Here is a 19,052-nt window from a genome sequence, read left to right as displayed (position 1 = left end):
GCAGTCTCGTATGTTGAGTAAGTTAATCGTGCAATTTGATGCCGAAGCGCAGGGCGATTCCGAGACCGATGGCGACCAGCGTGATGTTGATGAAGGACAGCGCCGCCACCAGTTCCACCGCGCCCGCAGCCCACATCGAGACGATCATCGAGCCGATCACCTCGGTGCCCGGCGACAGCAGGTAGACGCCGGTCGAGTACTCACGCTCGAAGATCAGGAACACCATCAGCCACGCACCCAGCAGGCCGTACTTCACCAGCGGCAGAGTGACGTCGCGCGTGACCTGGCCGCGTTGCGCACCGACCGCGCGCGCCGCCTCCTCCAGCTCGGGGCCGACCTGCAGCAAGGCGGTGGTGATCAGGCGCAGGCCGTAGGCCATCCACACTACCGAATACGCCAGCCACACCGAAAAGATCGTCGAACGCAACGAGCGCAATTGCGGGATGAAACTGTCCGACAGCCAGCGCGCGACGTCGTTGTCGAAGCCCTTGAGGAAGTTGTCCAGCAGCGAAGGCACGAACAGGAACACCCACAGGAAGGACAGGCCGGCCAGCAAACCCGGCACGGCGCGCGGCACCAGCACGCTGTAGTCGAGGAAGCGTGTGATGCCGTCGTTCTTGCGATGCATGGCCAGCGCAATCGCGCTGTAGCACACCACCGCGAGCGCGCCGCCGATGACGCCGATCAGCACCGTGTTGACGATGCCGCGCACCAGCGAAGGCTGGCTCCAGACGTCGCGGAAGTTTTGCAGCGTCAGCACTTCCATCAGCTTGACACCATCGCCCCAGTGCGACACGAAGGTGCGCAACGCGATGCCCGACAGCGGCACGATCACGGTGAACAGCAGCCAGAAGGCGATCAGGGCAAACGCGATCCAGCGCCACTTGCCAAGCGGCAGCGCCTTCTGGCGCGCGCCCTTGCCCTTGATCGAGACGTACTTGTTTGCCGACTTCAGCAACCAGCGCTGCAGCATCACCAGCGGCATCGTCACCGCCACCAGGCAGACCGCCACCGCCGCCATCAGATGGTAGGAAGGCGTGCCGAGTTTGTTGGTCAGCTTGTAGAGATAAGTCGCCAGCACCAGATGGCCTTCCGGATCGCCCAGCACCAGCACCAGGCCGAACACTTCGAAACCGAGGAAGAACACCAGCACGCCCGAATAAGCCAGCGCCGGCATGATCATCGGCAGCGACACGTTGAGCGCCACTTGCAGGGGCGAGGCGCCGGCGACCCGCGCGGCCTCTTCGACATCCGAGCCGAGACTCTTCAGCGCCGCCGATGCGTACAGATAGACATGCGGTACATGCGTCAGGCCGGCGATGACGACGATGGCCGGGAAGGAATACACGTTCCACGGATCGCCTTCAAAACCGACCACCGAAAGCAGGTTGCGCACCCACACGGTATAGAACCCGACCGGTCCCATCGACACCACGTAACCGAAGGCGATCACCATCGGCGAGACAAAGATCGGCACCAGCAGCATCGGCGCAATCCAGGCACGCCCGGGCAAGTCGGTACGCACCATCAGGAAGGCCAGCATGCCGCCCAGCGGCACCGCGATCAATGCCAGCCCGGAGGCGAGATAGAAACCGTTGATGAAGGCCTGGCGAAAATCCGAGTCGTCAAAAATGAAACGATACGAATCCAGCGTCAACGTCTTGACCGGTGCGAAGAACGGCGCCGACAAAAAGCTCTGATAGAAAATCAGCAGCAGCGGCACGAAGATGGCCAGCGACGCCAGCGCGACCACGACGCCGCGCGGCCAGTTCAGGCGAAACCGGGCGCGCCGTATCGGCAAGGTGCCGGGAGTGGAAGAAAGTGTTTGCATGAGAACCTGCCGTTTCTGGTGATGAAGCCGCCCGCCTGCCCCGTCATCTACAAAATCAAGACAAGCCGGGGGCCTGGGAGGCGCAACAGCTGCGTCCCCATGACGGGTACTACGTGATGAATGTCGCTACAAGGCAGTGCGGCTGTGCGCCGGACTTGTCGCTGCCGGCGTTTACTTCTTGCCGGCCGCATCCTTCCATTGCTTGAGGAAAGCCAGGCGCTTGGTCTGGTCCAGATATTCCAGCAAGTCGGTGTTGACCGGCATCGGCTTCAGGGCCGCGCCGAGTTGTTTGGTCAACTCGGCCGAGGTAGTCGCGCCGGTCACGTCGCCGCGAATCGCAAACAATTGCGCGTCATTGGCGATGATGGTCTGGCCGCGCTTGGACAGGATGTAATCCAGCCACAGCTTGCCGGCGTTGATGTTCTTGGCTGACTTGTTGATGAAGATCACGCGCGACAGCACCAGGTTGTAGTCCTTGGTGAAGGCGATGCCGATCGACGGATCCTTCTTGGCGCGCGTCAATGCGTACGGACCGAGGATGTTGTAGCCGATCAGGTTCTCGCCCGACGAGATGCGTTCGAGCATGGTGCCGGTGGACGACTGCACGCGCACCGCCACGCCGCCGAGCGCTTTGGCGAACTCCCAGAACTGCGGATTGAGTTTCAGGTCGTGCGTGATCAGGCTGAAGCCGACACCGGACTTCTCGATGTCGTAGGTGGTGACCTTGTTCTTGTACTTGTCGAGCCTGGTGGTCAGCAGCTTGGTGAAGTCGGCGTGCGTGGCCGGGACTTCGGCTTCCGGCACCAGGCGCTTGTTGTAGACGATCGCGGTCGGCTCGAAAGTCGTGCCGTAAGCGGTGTCCTTCCAGTTGGCCCAGGCCGGGACGGCGGCGGCTTCCGGCGACTTGTAGGCCAGGCCGTAGCCTTCCGACGCCAGCTTCATCTGCAGGTCCATCGACGACGACCACATCACGTCGGCGGTGGCGCCGCCGGCGGCGGCTTCGGAGATGAAGCGGTTGTAGACTTCGGTGGAATTCATGTCGTTGTACTCGACCTTCACGGCCGGATATAGCGTGCTGAAATCGCGGATCAGCGCTTCCGCCGCCTTGGAATCGGTGGTGCTGTAGACCACGACCTTGCCTTCCTTCTTCGCCGCTTCGACTACCTTGGCATAGTCGGCGGGATAGCCGGCCGGTGCCGGTGCCTGCGCCGATGCCGTCACGGACAAAATCGATAACGGCAAGGCCAGGGCCAATGCGATGCTGATACGGCGCTTTTGGAACATGTAGTCTCTCCTGATGGTCCTGATTGTTCTGATTTTGATGTCTGGGCTGTGGTCATCTGACCAGGCCCAGTTCCTGCGATTGCCTGCGATATTGCTCGACCAGCTTGCTCACGTAGTCGGTCAGTTGCGCGCCGGTCATGGCGAACGGATACAGTCCGCCAGCCATGCGCTGACGCTGGAATTCTTCGGTCGCCATGATCTGGTTGAAGACCGCCACCCAGCGCCTATAGTCGGCGTCGCTGACCTGTGCGCTCATGTAGAAACCGCGGATGATCGGCCACACCACGTCGAAACCCTGCTCGCGCGCCGTCGCCACACCGGCCAGCACGCCCGGCAGACGTTGTTCGGACAGCACCGCGAGCACACGGAACGTGCCGTCCCTGATCGATGCGGCCGCCTCCGACGCGTCGCCGGAAACCACCTGCACGTGATTGGCTTGCAGCGCAGCGAAAGAATCGCCGCCGCCTTCGAGCGCGACGAAACGGAAGTTGCGCGGATCGATGCCGGCGCGGCGCGCGATCATCGCCACCTTGAGCCAGTCTTGGCTGCCGACCGTACCGCTCATGCCGATGGTGATCTTGTCCGGTTCGCTGCGCATGGCGTCGACCAGTTCACGCAGGTTCTTGTAGGGCGATTCGCTGCGCACGGCGATCATGCCGTAGTCAACGCCGAAGCCTGCCAGCCAGCGCACATCCGACACTGCGGCCTTGCCGAACTTTCCCTGCGCCAGGTTGAGCAGGGAGCCGCCTGAAAATGTCACCAGCGTATCGGGCCCGCCGCGCCGCTGCGACACCACCGAACTCCAGGCCACGGCGCCGATGCCGCCGGGCAGGTAGCTGATCTTGATTGGCGCGTCTGCGGCGTTGGCCGCATGCAGGGGCAGAACCTTGCGCATCATCTTGCAAGCGCCGTCCATGCCGCCGCCAGGTTTGGCCGGTACGATACATTCCACCGCCTGCGCCGATGGCGCGTGCAGCCCGGCGACGCCGATCAACAAGGCGCACGCCGTCAACAGATGACGCCGGATGAGCGGATTCATGATGATCCTCAAACGGGCAAGATAACGAGTACGTGGCGATACGAATACGAGAAAGCACTTGGCAATATACGAATCGAAGTTCGCAAACAAGTACGCAAACAGGTGCGATGGCTCATGCTGTGTCTCCAGATTATGATTCTTGTTATTTTTGATTTGATTATGTGGGCGGATGCTACGCGGCCAAACTTTCATTCGGCTTTCAGTGTTGCGAAAGCATTGGCCGCCGTGCCGCAAAGCCGCTATTGCAAAGGCTGCGCTTCTGTTAGCATCCGCAACTATTCGTCGCATTGCAGCGCTGGCCAGTCTGATTTTTTTCATGCTGTTCTCCTTGTTGCAGTGCATTTCGACGTTCCGTATTTCATCACGTCGCTTCTCATTCATGGCACCGGCATCATGCGCATTCTATTGGTTGAAGATCATGTCGAACTTTCCCGCTGGCTGTCCAAGGCGCTGCAGGACGCGCACCTGACCGTCGAGTGCGCCAGCAACGGCGACGATGCCGACAGCCTGTTGCTGACGCAGGAGTATGCGCTGGTCATCCTCGACCTGACGTTGCCGAAGATGGATGGCCTCGATGTGCTCAAGCGCCTGCGTGCACGCGGCAGCCGCACACCGGTGCTGATCCTGACTGCGCGTGGCGGGCTCAATGACCGCGTCAACGGCCTCAATCTCGGCGCCGACGATTACCTTGCCAAACCCTTCGAGCTGGTGGAACTGGAAGCGCGCGTGAAGGCGCTGTTGCGGCGTACGCAAGGCAATGAAGCGGTCACCATCCAGTGTGGCGCATTGAGCTTCGACACGGTGTCGCGCATGTTCACTTATGGCGATGCGATGCTGGCGCTGACGCCGCGCGAGCATGCGGTGCTGGAGACGCTGATCACGCGCGCCGGCCGCACCGTCGCCAAGGAAAAGCTTTTCCAGGAAGTATTCTCGCTCGACGACAATGCCAACGTCGACGCCATCGAAATCTACATCCATCGCGTGCGCAAGAAACTCGACGCCGTGGAGCAAGGCCGTGTCTCCATCACCACCTTGCGCGGCCTTGGTTATCTGCTGCAAGCCGCCGGATGATACTCAAACCGATCGCTACCGGACTCGGCAGTCTGCGCAGCCAGCTGATGCGCTGGCTGCTGGTGCCTCTGCTGATACTGGTGGCGCTGGATGCGGTCTCGGTGTACTACAACGCGCTGGAGGTGGCCGACATCGCCTACGACCGTTCGCTGCTGGCGTCGACGCGCGCGTTGGCCGAGCGCGTGTCCATCGTCAACGGCCAGGTGGTTGCGGATGTTCCCTATGTGGCGCTCGACAGTTTCGAAACCGACACGCTGGGTCGCATCTACTACAAGGTGACCGGGGTCAAGGGTGAATTCGTCTCCGGCTACGACGACTTGCCGCCGCTGCCGGCCAACGTCAAGCGCTCGGAAGCGTATCCGGCGCTGGTGCGCTTCTACCAGGCCGATTACCACGACCAGCCGGTGCGCATCGCCGCGCTGTACCAGCCGGTTTACGACGACACGATGCGCGGTATCGCCATGATCCAGGTCGGCGAAACCATGGACGCGCGCCGTGGCATGACGCGCAAAATCCTGTTCGACACCATGTGGCGTCAAGGCGTGCTGGTGACGGTGGCGGCGCTGCTGGTGTGGTTCGCGGTGCGCTTCGTGCTGCGGCCGCTGATGCAGCTGCGCAGCGAAGTGGAGTCGCGCGCGCCGACTGATTTGTCCGATTTTGATCCTGCGCGCGTGCACAAGGAAGTGCGGCCGCTGGTGCTGGCCATGAACGGCTACATGGAACGTCTGCAAACCCTGATCACGGGACAGCGGCGCTTCATTGCCGACGCCTCGCATCAGTTGCGTACGCCGCTGACGGTATTGAAGACCCAGGCCGAACTGGCGCTGCGTGAATTCGATCGCACGCCCAATGATCCGCGCGCCCTGCGCGAACTGGTCGAGAGCATCGCCGGCACCACCGACTCCACCGTGCATCTGGCCAATCGCCTGTTGACACTGGCGCGCGCCGAACATGGCGCGGTCGAAGGCGGCATCGTACCGGTCTCGCTCACTGACGCCGCCCGCCAGGTCGCACTCGAACTGGCGCAAAACGCCGTGGCCAAACATATCGATCTCTCCTTCGACGCCGCCGGAGAGGTGTTGATCGACGGCAGCCCTTTGCTGCTGCGCGAACTTGTAGTCAATCTGCTCGACAATGCGATCCGCTATACGCCGGTCGACGGCCGCATCGCGGTGCGCGTGGGACACCAGCAGATCGCTGCGGACTCGCATGCATTACTGGAAGTGGAAGACACCGGCGCCGGCATCCCGGCCTCGGATCGCGAACGTGTCTTTGCGCCGTTTTACCGTGCGCCGTCGGCGCAACTCGCCAATCCGCATGGCGCCGGCCTGGGCATGTCGATCGTGCGCGACATCGCGTCGGCGCATGGCGCCGAGATCATCCTGGCCGACGGCGCTGAAAATACCGGCTTGCTGGTGAAGGTGCGCTTCCCGGCATCGAAGCGCGCCTGAATTCTCAGTCCTGGCGCTGCTCGTGCCGCACCGCCCAGTCACGGCAAAAATCCAGCAATGAGGCCAGCCGCACCGACAGCACGCGATGCTTGTTGCGCACCATGTAGAAATGGCGGCGCAAAGGCGGCAGCGGCGTCGCCAGTTCGATCAACCGCCCCGACTCCAGCAGATCCGCGACCACCGCGCGCGACAGGCAGCTGATGCCCATGCCTTCCGCGGTGGCGCGCTTGATCGCCTCGGAATTGCCGAACTCGCAGGCGGACGGCAAATGATGCAGGTAAGGCAGCAAGGCGTGCTCGACCGCTTCGCGTGTGCCGGAACCCGCTTCCCGCAGCAGCCAGTCGGCTTCGCTCAGGGCCTTCAGCGTCAGCTCCTTGCCCTGCGCCGCCAGCGCATGGTGCGGCGAAGCGACCACGATCAGTTCATCGGTCATCCACGGTTCGACGTCGACATCGTTCGCATGACACGGTCCTTCGATCAGCGCGGCATCGACTTCAAAATTGCTGACGGCGTTGACGATGTCGGCGGTGTTGGCCACCAGCGCGCGCACGCGCAACTGCGGATGATCGCGTCGATACGCCGCCACCATCTGCGGCAGCATGTAACTGCCGATGGTGGTGCTGGCGCCGATGTGCAATTCGGCGCCGACCTGGTCAGGCGTCAGGAATTGCTGCTCGATGGTGTTGGCGGCGTCGAGCAGGTGCTGCGCCTGCGGCAACAGCAGGCGGCCGTTGTCGTTGAGCATGAGGCGCTTGCCGACGCGATCGAACAGTTGCACCGCGAGCGTGTTCTCGAGCTCATTGAGCGCGGCGCTGGCGGCCGACTGCGACAGCGCGACCAGATCAGCTGCAGCCGTCGTACTGCCGGATTGCGCCACGGCCAGGAAGATTTGCAATTGCCGGAGGGTAATTTTCATGTCGAATCGCTTGATGATTCATTAATCTACTTGTTATTCAGGTAGATATTAGCAAGATAACGCGTTTTTCTTTTAAATAACAGAGCGCTAAAGTGCCTTCATTGCTCAGTCCTCAATGTCAGGTACATCATGAACACCCCGCCGCTCTCCGTCGTCGCCACCCCGTCAGCCCCTCCGGCGCAGTTGAACCGCATCCTGCCCGGCCTGGCTTTGAGCGCCGCGCTGGCGCTGGCCTCGATCGAAGCCGGCCGCCTTGCCTGGTTGCAGGCGCATGGTTTCAGCGCGCTGACGATTGCGATCGTGCTCGGCATGCTGGTCGGAAATACCGTCTATCCGCGCGTGGCCACCGATTGCAGCAGCGGCGTGGCCTTCTCCAAACAGAATCTGTTGCGCCTCGGCATCGTGCTGTACGGCCTGCGCCTGACTTTCCAGGACATCGCCCACGTCGGCGTGAGCGGCGTGGTGATTGACGCCTGCATGCTGATGTCGACATTCGCGATCGCCTGTTTTTTCGGCGTAAAGGTATTCAAGCTGGATCGCAACGCCGTGATGCTGATCGGCGCCGGCAGCTCGATCTGCGGCGCGGCGGCGGTCATGGCGACCGAGCCGGTGCTGCGCGCGCGCAGCGAACAGGTGACTGTAGCGGTGTCGACAGTGGTGGTGTTCGGCTCGGCGGCAATCTTCCTGTACCCGCTGTTGCACAGCCTGAATTTTCTGCAGGGCCACGCCGACTTTGGCGTCTATATCGGCTCAACCGTCCATGAAGTGGCGCAGGTGGTGGCGGCGGCGCGCTCCATCGACGATCACACCGCCAACACCGCGGTGATCGCGAAGATGGTGCGCGTGATGATGCTGGCGCCGTTCCTGCTGATCCTGTCGACTTACATGCAGCGCGGCCGCTCGACGACCGCCGCTGAGGGTCGCGCAAATACCTCGCGCTTGGCCGGCGTCCCGTGGTTCGCCTTCGCCTTCGTCGGCGTGGTGGCGCTGAACTCGCTGCTGTCGATCCCAGCTGCCGTAACCGGTGCCCTGCTCGACGCCGACACTTTCCTGCTGGCGATGGCGATGGCGGCCTTGGGATTGACCACGCATCTGTCGTCGGTGCGCCGCGCGGGGATCCGTCCGCTATTGCTGGGGGGATTGCTGTTTGCCTGGCTGATTGCGGGCGGTGCGGCGGTCAATGCAGCGGTCACCTGTTTATTGCCCTGAAAGCAATTCAGCCGTATTTTCATCAGCCGCAGTATCTTCCCGCATACGCCGCCTGTCAGGGCGGCAATCCCTTTCCCTTCCATCAAACGGGGCTTTGTGCACCCGGCTCCGGGCAAAAGAAGAACAAACACCGTATTCGGCGTGTTATTGCCTCTTTGCCATAGCTTTCCCGGCACTAACATTGCACCAGCATGGTTAGCTTGGGCGCCGTGCCGCAGAGGCAAACGACAGGAACCCGCCGCGATATGTCATCCCCACATTCCAGTTTTCCGATTCCCGTCCGTATACAGTGCACGCAGACAGTGATGTCGCGGCAGGGAGCCAGGGGCTGAAAGCCGGAGATCCAGCCGCCATGAATTGCCCTTTTGCAATCCATGGAACACCGGACGCCCTTGCCGAATCGACAGAACATCAGCACTGACAAATCAGGTTCATTCAATTTTTTAGAGAATCACGCGCATATATGAATATTCTAGTTACTGGCGGTTGCGGCTACAAAGGTACGGTTCTGGTCCCCAAATTGCTCGCGCGCGGCTACAAGGTGCATGTCCTCGACATCATGTGGTTCGGCAATTACCTGCAGCCGCATCCGAACCTGACCGTCACGCAAGGGGACGTGCGCAATATAGACCAGATCTCGCTCGACGGCATCGACACCATCATTCATCTGTCTTCGGTGGCCAATGACCCATGCGGCGACCTCGATCCGAAACTGACCTGGGAAGTCAGCGCGCTGGCAACCATGCAACTGGCCGACAAGGCCGTGCGCAAAGGCGTCAAACAATTCATCTATGCGTCCTCCGGCAGCGTCTACGGCGTCAAGGAAGAACTGCAAGTGACCGAAGACCTCGAACTCAAGCCGATCTCCGAATACAACAAGACCAAGATGGTCTCCGAGCCGGTGCTGCTGAGCTACAAGGACCGCATGGTGGTGCAGATCGTCCGTCCCGCTACCGTGTGCGGCTATTCGCCGCGCATGCGCCTGGATGTGTCGGTCAACCTGCTGACGATGCAGGCGCTGTCCAAGGGCAAGATCACGGTGTTCGGCGGCGCGCAAGTGCGTCCCAACATCCATATCGACGACATCACCGACGTCTATCTGCACCTGATCGATCATCCGGAAGTCACCGGCGTCTACAACGCCGGCTTCGAGAACATCTCGATCCTGGATATCGCCAAGATGGTTGCCAAGCACATCCCGGTCGACATCGTCGTCACCGAATCGAACGACCCGCGCTCGTACCGCGTCAACTCCGACAAGCTGTTGGCGACCGGATTCAAGCCGTCCAAATCGGTCGAAACCGCGATTACCGAAATCATCGAAAAGTACCGCAGCGGTGTGCTGAAAGATGAAGATCGTTACTACAACCTGAAATGGATGGAGCAGACTGTGCTGGCTCCCAAAGCGGCGTGACTGCCATGACCAAGCCCGAAAATTTGTCGACAGCCGTCTACAGCGCCTATGCCAGCCGCCTGCAAGATCTGCTCGGGCGTACTGACTGGTCGGGCGTAGCGCAGCTGGGCCACGCCATGCGCGAATGCTGGAAAAACGGCCGCCAGGTCTTCTTCTGCGGTAACGGCGGCAGCGCCGGCAACGCCATCCATCTGGCCAACGATTACCTGTACGGCATCGCCAAACGCACCGGCGGCGGCATGCGCGTGTCCTCGCTGTCGGCCAATGCGGCAGTGATCACCTGCCTGGCCAATGACATCGGCTATGACAGCATCTATTCCGAACAACTGGCGGTGCAGGCACAGGCCGGCGATCTGCTGATCGTCCTGTCGGGCAGCGGCAATTCGCCCAACATCCTGAAAGCCCTGGAGCAGGCCAAGGCCATGAACGTGACCAGTTGCGCCATCCTCGGCTACAGCGGCGGCAAGGCCAAGGCCATGGCGGACCTGCCGATTCATTTCGCGATCGACGACATGCAGATCGCGGAAGACATGCAGCTCATTCTCGGCCACATGATCATGCAATGGCTGTATGAAAATCCGTTAGAGGCATAATGAAATTCGAACGCTTTGCCGTTTTAGGCAGTAATTCGTTTGCCGGCGCTGCGTTCGTTGCACGCGCACTGGCAGATGGCGCGGAAGTGATCGGATTCAATCGGTCCCCCGAGGGTTCTGATATTTTTCTCCCTTACAAGCAATCTCCCAACCGCAGCCGCTATACGTTTTACCAGGCCGACATCAACCATGACCTGGAGAAAATCCTCGGCGTGCTGGAACAATTCCGCCCGCAGGTCATCGTCGACTTTGCCGGCCAAGGCATGGTGGCGGAAAGCTGGCAGGATCCGGCGCAGTGGTACAACACCAATATCATCGCCAAGGTCCGGCTGCACGATCAGTTGCGCCGATACGACTGGCTGCAACGCTACGTCCGCATCTCGACGCCGGAAGTCTACGGCAGCCAGGATAGCGTGATTCCGGAAAGCTTCCAGTATCTGCCCAGCACACCGTACGCGGTGTCGCACGCCGCCATCGACATGAGCTTGCGCGCGTTTCATCAGAACTACGGTTTTCCTGTGGTGTTTACCCGCTATGCCAATTTCTACGGCCCTGGGCAGCAGTTGTATCGCATCGTCCCGCGCACCATCATCTATGCACTGACCGGCCGCAAATTGCAGTTGCATGGCGGCGGTACGGCGGTGCGCGCATTCATCGCCGCCGAGGACGTCGCCGATGGCATCATGCGGGCAGCGGCCGATGGCAATCCGGGCGAGATTTATCACTTCTCTTCTGACCGCTTCATGACCATCCGGCAAGTGGTTGAAATCATCTGCGAGCGGGTCGGCGTGGCATTCGATGCATTGGCGGAAGTCGCGCCCGATCGTGCCGGCAAGGATCAGGCCTATCTGATGGATTCGACCAAAGCCAAGACCAAACTGGGATGGGCTGAAGCGATCAGCTTTGAACAAGGCGTCGACGCGACGATACGCTGGGTAAAAGACAATCTGGACGAAATCAATCACCTGCCGCTGAACTACATCCACAAGGCATAAGCGGCGACTGCCGCGCATCGGAACACGACCATGACCACCATTCAAAATTTCCTGCCGGAGCAATATCGCCAGACCGGCGCGCTCGAGATCAATCACAATTATCTGCACGATCAGTTCGCCGATCATGACGAAATCTGGCTGAAAATCCGGGAAGTCGTCCGCCGCGGCGACTTCACGCTGGGCTCGGAAGTCGACCTGGTCGAGAAAGAGTTTGCCGCCATCAATGGCGTCAAGCACGCCATCGGCGTCGGCAGCGGCACCGATGCGCTGTTCCTCAGCCTCAAGGCTCTGGGCATCGACAAGGGCGATGAAGTCATCACCACGCCATACACCTTCTACGCCACCATCGGCGCCATCGTGACCGCAGGCGCCACGCCCGTGTTCGCCGATGCCCGCGACGACTACAACATCGACCCGGCTGAAATCGAGAAAAAAATCACGCCCAGAACCAAGGCCATCATGCCGGTGCATTGGTCCGGCAAGCCTTGCGACATGGAGACGATCGAAGCGATCGCGAAGAAGCACGGACTGGCGATCGTCAGCGACGCCTGCCATGCGATCAAGGCCACCTACAAAGGCCGGCAAGCCGGTGAACTGGGCACCATTTCCTGCTTCAGCTTCCATCCGTTGAAGAACCTCAACGTATGGGGCGACGGCGGCATCATCGCCACCAATTCCGACGAACTGGCCGACAAACTGCGCCTGCTGCGCAACCACGGATTGGCAGGTCGCGACGAATGCCGCATCTTCGCCTACAACTCGCGGCTGGACACGGTCCAGGCGGTGGTTGCGCGACACATGCTGGCCAAGATCGAGCACATTACCGCGTCCCGCATCACCAACTCAAACTACTTCGACGAGGCGCTGCGCAGCATCCCGCAAATCACGATTCCGGCGCGCGAAAACGACGTGAAGCAGGTCTACCATCTCTACATGGTTCGCTGCGAACGACGCGATGATTTGCAAAAATATCTGGTTGAAAACAATGTCGACGCCAAGGTCCACTACCCGGTGCCAATGCACCTGCAACCGGCTGCGGCCTTTCTCGGTCACAAGTTGGGCGACTTCCCGGTGACGGAAGCCATCGCTGCGTCGGCGCTGTCATTGCCGGTACATGAATTCATCACACGCGAACAGCAAGACCGCGTGATCCAACTGATCAAGGCGTTTTATGGCTGACAAGATCGTCGTCCCCTTCGTGGACCTGGCGCGCCAATTCCGCGGCATCGAAGCTGAACTGACCCAGGCTTTCCTCGACGTCGGCCGCAGCGGCGGCTACATCATGGGCGCGCGCCTGGAATCGTTTGAGCGCAAGGCTGCCGAGTTCATCGGCGTGCGTCATGCGCTCGGCGTGGCGGATGGTTCGGACGCCCTGTTCCTGGTGCTCAAGGCCCTGGACATCGGCCCGGGCGATGAAGTGATCACCGCCACCAATTCTTTCATTGCCTCGGCATGGGTCATTGCCGCAGTCGGCGCCACCCCGGTGCTGGTCGACGTCGCCGAAGATTTCAACATCGATCCCAAGTTGGTCGAAGCTGCCGTCACGCCACGGACCAAAGCCATCATCCCGGTCCATCTGACCGGCCGTCCGGCGCCGATGGACGAGATCAATGCGATTGCGCAGAAGCACGGGCTGTTTGTCCTCGAAGACGCCGCCCAGGCCATCGGCGCACGCTACCGCGGCAAACGCACCGGCGCATTGGGGCACGCAGCCGGTTTCAGTTTGCATCCACTGAAAAACCTCGGCGTCTACGGCGACGGCGGACTGATCACGACGGACGACGACGCGCTCGCCGCCAAGCTGCGCTTGCTGCGCAATCATGGCCTGCGCAATCGCGACGAGTGTGAAATCTGGGGTTTCAATTCGCGCCTGGACACGATGCAGGCGGCGTTCGCCGAGATCAAGCTCGGCTATCTGGACGGCTGGAATACGCGCTGCCGCGAGATCGCCAACACCTATGCGACCGGCCTGGGCGATTGCGTGCAGGTACCGGTAGATCAGGCCTGGGAAGAATGCGTTTATCACAACTTTGTAATCCGTACGGAACGACGCGATGCCCTGATGGCGCATCTTTTGCAGAACGGCGTCGATACCCGTGTGCATTACCCGATTCCGATTCACCTGCAGGATGCGGCCAAGCATCTGGGGTACAAGCTGGGCGATTTCCCGCATGCGGAGTTGTACGCAAAGACCATGATCAGCTTGCCAATCTATCCTGAACTGAGCGATGCGGAAGTAAATCATGTGGTGGATTCGGTGCGGTCGTTTTTCTGACGGACGGACCTGGTCAGCGGCGACATTCCGGATTTCGCAAACAATAGAGAAACAAGTACTTGATTCAACCGGTTATTGCAGCTTTACGGGACGTGCTGTCGAATTAAGATAGCGTCGAATGCTGCACCGTTGTTTCCAGATGAATTGCATACCTAGCCTTAATGGAGTGAACGTGGGAAAAGAAATCGATTTGTTGGTCAACTATCCGAAGGCCAAGCGCAATGTCGAAGGACGTGGCGCCGAAAAAACCGAGGCTGATCGTGCTCTGGCGCGCCAGTTCGGCAAAGACTTTTTTGACGGTGATCGCCGCAATGGCTACGGCGGATTCAACTATTTCTCCCGCTTCTGGCAACCCGTCATTCCTACGTTCCAGGAACATTTCGGCCTGACTTCCGCCAGCTCGGTGCTGGATATCGGCTGCGCCAAAGGCTTCATGATGCACGACCTGGCCGAGCTGATTCCCGGCATTACGGTCAAGGGGCTGGATGTCTCCAGCTACGCGATCGAAAACGCCATGGAAGACATGAAGCCGCACGTGCAAGTTGCCGATGCCCGCAGCTTGCCGTTTGCCGATAATTCTTTCGATGTCGTCATTTCAATCACCACGATCCACAATCTTAACCGTGAAGATTGCGCGAAGGCATTGCAAGAGATCGAACGTGTCAGCAAAGGGCAGGCGTTCATCACTGTCGACGCCTACCGGGACGAAGAAGAAAAAGCCCGCATGTACGCCTGGAACCTGACTGCGCAAACCATCATGCATGTCGACGAATGGAAAGCCTTCTTTGATGAAGTCGGCTATACCGGCGACTACTTCTGGTTCATCCCATGACTCCCGATATCGCCAAGGAACTGCTGTTCCGGATGAAACGCATCCGGCACATCGAAGAAGAAATCAGTGTGCGCTACGCCGAGCAGGCCATGCGGTGCCCAGTGCATCTTTGCACGGGGCAAGAGGCAGTCTCCGCAGCAGCCGGCCTGGCGTTGAAAACCACTGATTTTGCCGTTAGCGGCCATCGTGCGCATGGCCACTACATGGGAAAAGGTGGCGATGTTCCGGCCATGCTCGCGGAAATGTATGGCAAGAAAACCGGCTGCGCAGGCGGCCGGGGCGGCTCCATGCATCTCATCGATGAGTCGGTTGGATTCATGGGCAGCACTGCGATCGTGGGCAACACCATCCCGGTCGGCGTCGGCCTTGGCTTGTCCTTCAAATTATCCGGAACGGATCAGGTCAGCTGCATCTTCTTTGGCGACGGCGCAGTCGAGACTGGTGTATTTTACGAATCGATGAATTTTGCCGCAGTCAAAAAACTGCCGGTGTTGTTCGTTTGCGAAAACAATCTGTATTCAGTGTATTCGCCGTTGCACGTGCGGCAGCCGGAAGGCCGCAAGATATTCGAGCTGGCAAAGGCAATCGGCGTCGAATCGGCGCATGGCGACGGCAACGACGTCGAGCTGGTCTATACGATGCTGGCGGACGCAATTGCCCGTATCCGGACAGGCGCCGGACCGCAGTTCCTGGAGTTTGATACGTATCGTTGGCGCGAGCACTGCGGGCCGAACTTCGATAACGACATCGGTTACCGCACAGAGCAGGAATATCTGGAAAATCGCGCCTTGGAGCCAATCAAAAAGCAGCAGGATAAATTGCTGCAGGCGAAGCTGATCACGACAGCCGAGATCGCCGCACACGAAGAAAGCGTCCGCGTCGAAACCGATGCGGCCTTCCGCTTCGCTATCGAATCCCCGTTCCCGGACAAAGCCGACGTTTACAGAAATATCTATGCTTGAATCGACTTCCCACCCCACCAGGCAACTGACCTTTTCAGCGGCGATCAATGAAGCGCTGAACATTGCCATGCAGGCAGACGACAAAGTCATCTGCTACGGCTTGGGCACTGACGACCCCAAGGGCAATTTCGGCACAACGCTCGGCCTGCAAGAAAAATTTGGTCCGCAGCGCGTGTTCGACATGCCGCTATCCGAAAACGCGATGACCGGCGTAGCCATCGGCGCCTCCCTGAACGGCATTCGCCCCGTGATGTGCCATCAACGCTTCGACTTCTTTTTGCTGGCGATGGACCAATTGGTCAACGGCGCCGCCAAATGGTTTTACATGTTCGACGGACAACGTTCGGTGCCGATCACCATTCGCCTGGTCATAGGCCGTGGCTGGGGCCAGGGTCCGACTCACTCGCAGAATTTGCAAGCCTGGTTCGCCCACATCCCGGGTCTAAAGGTCGTGATGCCGACCTCTCCCGCCGACGCCAAGGGCATGTTGCTGTCATCAATTTTCGATCCCAATCCTGTGGTGTTCATCGAACATCGCTGGCTGCACAACATGGTTGGCGATGTTCCCGAAGGCGACGTGCGCACACCAATCGGGCCACTCCGGATCGCCCGCTCCGGATCCGATGTGACCATCGTTTCCATGTCCTACATGACCGTCGAAGCGCTACACGCGGCCGACTATCTGCAAAAACGCGGCATCTCGTGCGACATCCTGGATCTGCGCTGCGTCAATCCCATTGACTGGCCCGCCATCTTCTCCTCGGTGCAAAAGACCGGCAAGCTGCTGGCGCTGGACAGCGGCGCCGAGACAGGCTCCATCGCAGGTGAAGTGGTCGCCCGCGTTGCAATGAACTGTATGTCGAGCCTGACCACAGCACCCGCGCGTCTGGCCATGCCGGACGTACCGGAACCCACCAGCTTTGGCATGACCAAGGGATTCTATGTCCGCGCCAGCGACGTCGCGGTGAAGATTCTGGACATGCTGGGACTGGAGCACGGTGATGTGCACGAGCAATTGATCGAGCCCACACCTCACGATGTGCCAGGATCCTGGTTCACCGGTCCCTTCTGACGATGAACCACAGCATTCAGGCTTGATGGTGGCGCGTCATCATGAACACCAACAAGGAGACACTGTAGTGAGCAATGAACAGCAACTGCCACAGATGAAGGCCGCAGTACTCTCTCGTCTCGCACAACCGCTGGAAGTCATTCCCAATATCTCGCTCACGTTGCCGCAGCGCGGACAACTGTTGGTCAAACTCGCTTATAGCGGCGTTTGCCACAGCCAGCTGATGGAAGCCCGCGGCTTGCGCGGGCCGGATGCCTATCTGCCACACCTGCTCGGGCATGAGGGCTCGGCCAAGGTCATTGCAATCGGCGAAGGCGTGACCAAAGTTGCCGTCGGTGACCTGGTCGTACTCGGCTGGATCAAGGGTGACGGTATTGACGGCGGCGGCGCGCGCTATAAGTGCGACTGCTTCGATCATGACATCAACGCCGGTGGTGTCACGACCTTCAATGAATATGCGCTGGTCTCCGAAAACCGTGTTGTCCCCCTGCCCGCCGGCGTACCGCTTGACGTCGCCGTGCTATTCGGATGCGCGGTTCCCACCGGCGCCGGCATCATTACCAACGACCTCCGCCCGGCCGCCGGAAGCACAGTCGCGATTTTCGGCTTGGGCGGCATCGGTCTGAGCGCCCTGATGGCGACCATGCTTTTCGATTGCGCGCAGGTCATCGCGGTCGACATCTCTGCAGACAAGCTTGAACTGTCCCGATCGTTCGGTGCGACGCATACCATCGACGCCAGCAGAGAAGATCCCGTCGCGGAAATACGCAAACTAACCGCAGGACGCGGAGCGGACTATGCAGTGGAAGCATCCGGCCAGGCCAGTGTCATTGAGCAGGCATTTGATTCCGTACGCCGCGGTGGCGGCGCCTGTGTATTTGCCTCGCATCCGGCCCATGGAACACGCATCAGCATCGACCCTTTCGAATTGATCTGCGGAAAAGAAATCAGGGGAAGCTGGGGAGGAAGCTCCAATCCGGATCGCGATATCCCCCTGTTCGCCAAGTTGTACCTTGAAGGACGCCTGCCATTGGAAAAACTCCTGACGCACCGGTATCGCCTGGATCAGATCAATCAAGCGCTCGACGACATGGAGCAACATCGCGTCGTTCGCCCGTTGATCGAAATTGATCCAAGCCTGGGAACGACGACGTGAGCAATCCGACAATGAAACAGCGTGTGACGGACGGTCCTGCCGACTTCGACAAGCGTCTCAGCCCGCCCTCTCAAGGCGCTTGAATTTCATTGTCTGCAATGCGAATGAGATAAGCATATGACTGCACTCAATCTGAAGAAAAAGATTTTCGATACTCCCGGATATTCGAGGGATGTCCAGCTCACGCCGGATGAGCTGGCGGTGTTTCGTGAGGCGATCACCGAGCAATGGCTGTCGGTGATTGGCGCAGCCCATCCTGAACTGGTTTCTCAATTCAAGGAGATCGGCATCGGCAACTATCATCAACTCGCCCATTTGCTGAAGCACGAAACAATGTGGCCAAAGCAGACGCGTTGCTTGCCCAAACATAGCTGCAACAAGATCAAGGTTTTGCCCTTTTTTCAAACCTTGCGTGACGAACTGGGCGATTTCGCGATCTCCGACGTGTTTTATGGCGATACCCACGAAGATGGCCGTGAAGAGATTTACTGGCGCCTGGTGAGACCCGATGCCACCAAGGATGTCGGCGGCATGCATGCAGACAAATGGTTCCACGACGTGATGAACATGAGCGGGCAGGCATTTCCGCCGGGATCGGAGACCGTCAAGATATGGATTCCCATTTTTTCCCAGCCGGGAAAAAATGGTTTGATGATCGTGCCCGACTCCCATCGGAAGACGTATCGTTATCATGGCGTCGCCGGCGCCGGCGGGATGAAGCCGATCATCGATGAAGACGTCACGACACTGGGCGCCGAACTGATGCTCACCGAGCCTGGCAACATGCTGATTTTCAACGATGGAATCCTGCATGGCGGTGCGCTCAACAGAGGCGACCAGACGCGTGTCAGCATCGAAATCACGATGGTGTTTGCGAACGGAACTGCAACATAACTTGCATCGCAATCGGGGATGAATCCGGCGCAGCTTCCCGACTCCGGTCTTGTCAGGA

The 19,052-nt window shown here is 59.8% G+C and carries 17 protein-coding genes; 13 read left to right on the top strand and 4 right to left on the bottom strand.

What is annotated here, in order from left to right; translation table 11 throughout:
* Nucleotides 1–22: 22 nt before the first annotated feature.
* The 3 genes from E4P32_RS09630 to E4P32_RS09620 form a co-directional block, all read right to left on the bottom strand.
* Complete coding sequence (locus E4P32_RS09630; protein ID WP_116434406.1) at nt 23–1,831, bottom strand: iron ABC transporter permease; 1,809 nt, start codon at nt 1,829–1,831, stop codon at nt 23–25.
* Between the two features lie 171 nt (nt 1,832–2,002).
* Nucleotides 2,003–3,115 (bottom strand): ABC transporter substrate-binding protein, encoded by a 1,113-nt coding sequence (locus E4P32_RS09625; RefSeq protein ID WP_116434407.1) that lies wholly within the window; start codon nt 3,113–3,115, stop codon nt 2,003–2,005.
* Between the two features lie 52 nt (nt 3,116–3,167).
* Complete coding sequence (locus tag E4P32_RS09620) at nt 3,168–4,154, bottom strand: tripartite tricarboxylate transporter substrate-binding protein (protein ID WP_116434408.1); 987 nt, start codon at nt 4,152–4,154, stop codon at nt 3,168–3,170.
* A 393-nt stretch (nt 4,155–4,547) separates the two neighbouring features.
* Between E4P32_RS09620 and E4P32_RS09615 the strand changes: the two genes are divergently transcribed.
* Nucleotides 4,548–5,225 carry a response regulator gene (locus E4P32_RS09615; protein ID WP_116434649.1) on the top strand — a complete coding sequence of 226 codons (678 nt, stop codon included), beginning with the start codon at nt 4,548–4,550 and terminating at the stop codon, nt 5,223–5,225.
* Nucleotides 5,222–6,676: a sensor histidine kinase gene (locus E4P32_RS09610; RefSeq protein ID WP_116434409.1), complete on the top strand. Its 1,455-nt coding sequence runs from the start codon at nt 5,222–5,224 to the stop codon at nt 6,674–6,676. The genes E4P32_RS09615 and E4P32_RS09610 overlap by 4 nt, the downstream gene beginning before the upstream one ends.
* A 4-nt stretch (nt 6,677–6,680) precedes the next feature.
* Here the strand turns inward: E4P32_RS09610 and E4P32_RS09605 are convergent, their stop codons facing one another.
* Nucleotides 6,681–7,592 (bottom strand): LysR family transcriptional regulator, encoded by a 912-nt coding sequence (locus tag E4P32_RS09605; protein WP_116434410.1) that lies wholly within the window; start codon nt 7,590–7,592, stop codon nt 6,681–6,683.
* Between the two features lie 129 nt (nt 7,593–7,721).
* On the opposite strand from E4P32_RS09605, the gene E4P32_RS09600 reads away from it, so the two are divergent.
* The 11 genes from E4P32_RS09600 (at nt 7,722) to E4P32_RS09550 (ending at nt 18,994) form a co-directional block, all read left to right on the top strand.
* Complete coding sequence (locus tag E4P32_RS09600) at nt 7,722–8,801, top strand: YeiH family protein (RefSeq protein ID WP_116434411.1); 1,080 nt, start codon at nt 7,722–7,724, stop codon at nt 8,799–8,801.
* Nucleotides 8,802–9,264: 463 nt separating this feature from the next.
* Entirely contained in the window at nt 9,265–10,215 is a 951-nt protein-coding gene (locus E4P32_RS09595; RefSeq protein ID WP_116434412.1) for an SDR family oxidoreductase, read from the top strand.
* A 5-nt stretch (nt 10,216–10,220) separates the two neighbouring features.
* Nucleotides 10,221–10,808, top strand: coding sequence for an SIS domain-containing protein (locus tag E4P32_RS09590; protein ID WP_116434413.1), 588 nt, complete (start codon nt 10,221–10,223; stop codon nt 10,806–10,808).
* The gene (locus E4P32_RS09585) at nt 10,808–11,803 is read left to right on the top strand and encodes a GDP-mannose 4,6-dehydratase (RefSeq protein WP_116434414.1); all 996 of its coding nucleotides are present in this window, start codon (nt 10,808–10,810) and stop codon (nt 11,801–11,803) included. Before E4P32_RS09590 ends, E4P32_RS09585 begins: the two co-directional genes overlap by 1 nt.
* 30 nt (nt 11,804–11,833) lie before the next feature.
* Entirely contained in the window at nt 11,834–12,982 is a 1,149-nt protein-coding gene (locus E4P32_RS09580; protein ID WP_116434415.1) for a DegT/DnrJ/EryC1/StrS family aminotransferase, read from the top strand.
* Nucleotides 12,975–14,078: a DegT/DnrJ/EryC1/StrS family aminotransferase gene (locus tag E4P32_RS09575; RefSeq protein ID WP_116434416.1), complete on the top strand. Its 1,104-nt coding sequence runs from the start codon at nt 12,975–12,977 to the stop codon at nt 14,076–14,078. Before E4P32_RS09580 ends, E4P32_RS09575 begins: the two co-directional genes overlap by 8 nt.
* Nucleotides 14,079–14,250: 172 nt before the next feature.
* Nucleotides 14,251–14,910, top strand: coding sequence for a class I SAM-dependent methyltransferase (locus E4P32_RS09570; protein ID WP_116434650.1), 660 nt, complete (start codon nt 14,251–14,253; stop codon nt 14,908–14,910).
* On the top strand, nt 14,907–15,872 hold the full coding sequence (locus tag E4P32_RS09565; protein ID WP_116434417.1) for a thiamine pyrophosphate-dependent dehydrogenase E1 component subunit alpha: 966 nt from the start codon (nt 14,907–14,909) through the stop codon (nt 15,870–15,872). Before E4P32_RS09570 ends, E4P32_RS09565 begins: the two co-directional genes overlap by 4 nt.
* Nucleotides 15,865–16,944 carry a transketolase C-terminal domain-containing protein gene (locus tag E4P32_RS09560; protein ID WP_116434418.1) on the top strand — a complete coding sequence of 360 codons (1,080 nt, stop codon included), beginning with the start codon at nt 15,865–15,867 and terminating at the stop codon, nt 16,942–16,944. Before E4P32_RS09565 ends, E4P32_RS09560 begins: the two co-directional genes overlap by 8 nt.
* Nucleotides 16,945–17,011: 67 nt before the next feature.
* Nucleotides 17,012–18,100, top strand: a complete 1,089-nt coding sequence (locus tag E4P32_RS09555; RefSeq protein WP_233526643.1) for a zinc-binding dehydrogenase — start codon at nt 17,012–17,014, stop codon at nt 18,098–18,100.
* A gap of 117 nt (nt 18,101–18,217) precedes the next feature.
* Nucleotides 18,218–18,994 carry a phytanoyl-CoA dioxygenase family protein gene (locus E4P32_RS09550; RefSeq protein ID WP_116434419.1) on the top strand — a complete coding sequence of 259 codons (777 nt, stop codon included), beginning with the start codon at nt 18,218–18,220 and terminating at the stop codon, nt 18,992–18,994.
* Nucleotides 18,995–19,052: the final 58 nt, after the last annotated feature.

This window comes from Herbaspirillum sp. 3R11 (assembly GCF_004563925.1).
Classification (GTDB): Bacteria; Pseudomonadota; Gammaproteobacteria; order Burkholderiales; family Burkholderiaceae_D; genus Herbaspirillum.
This window is presented reverse-complemented; position numbering and strand designations above follow the sequence as displayed.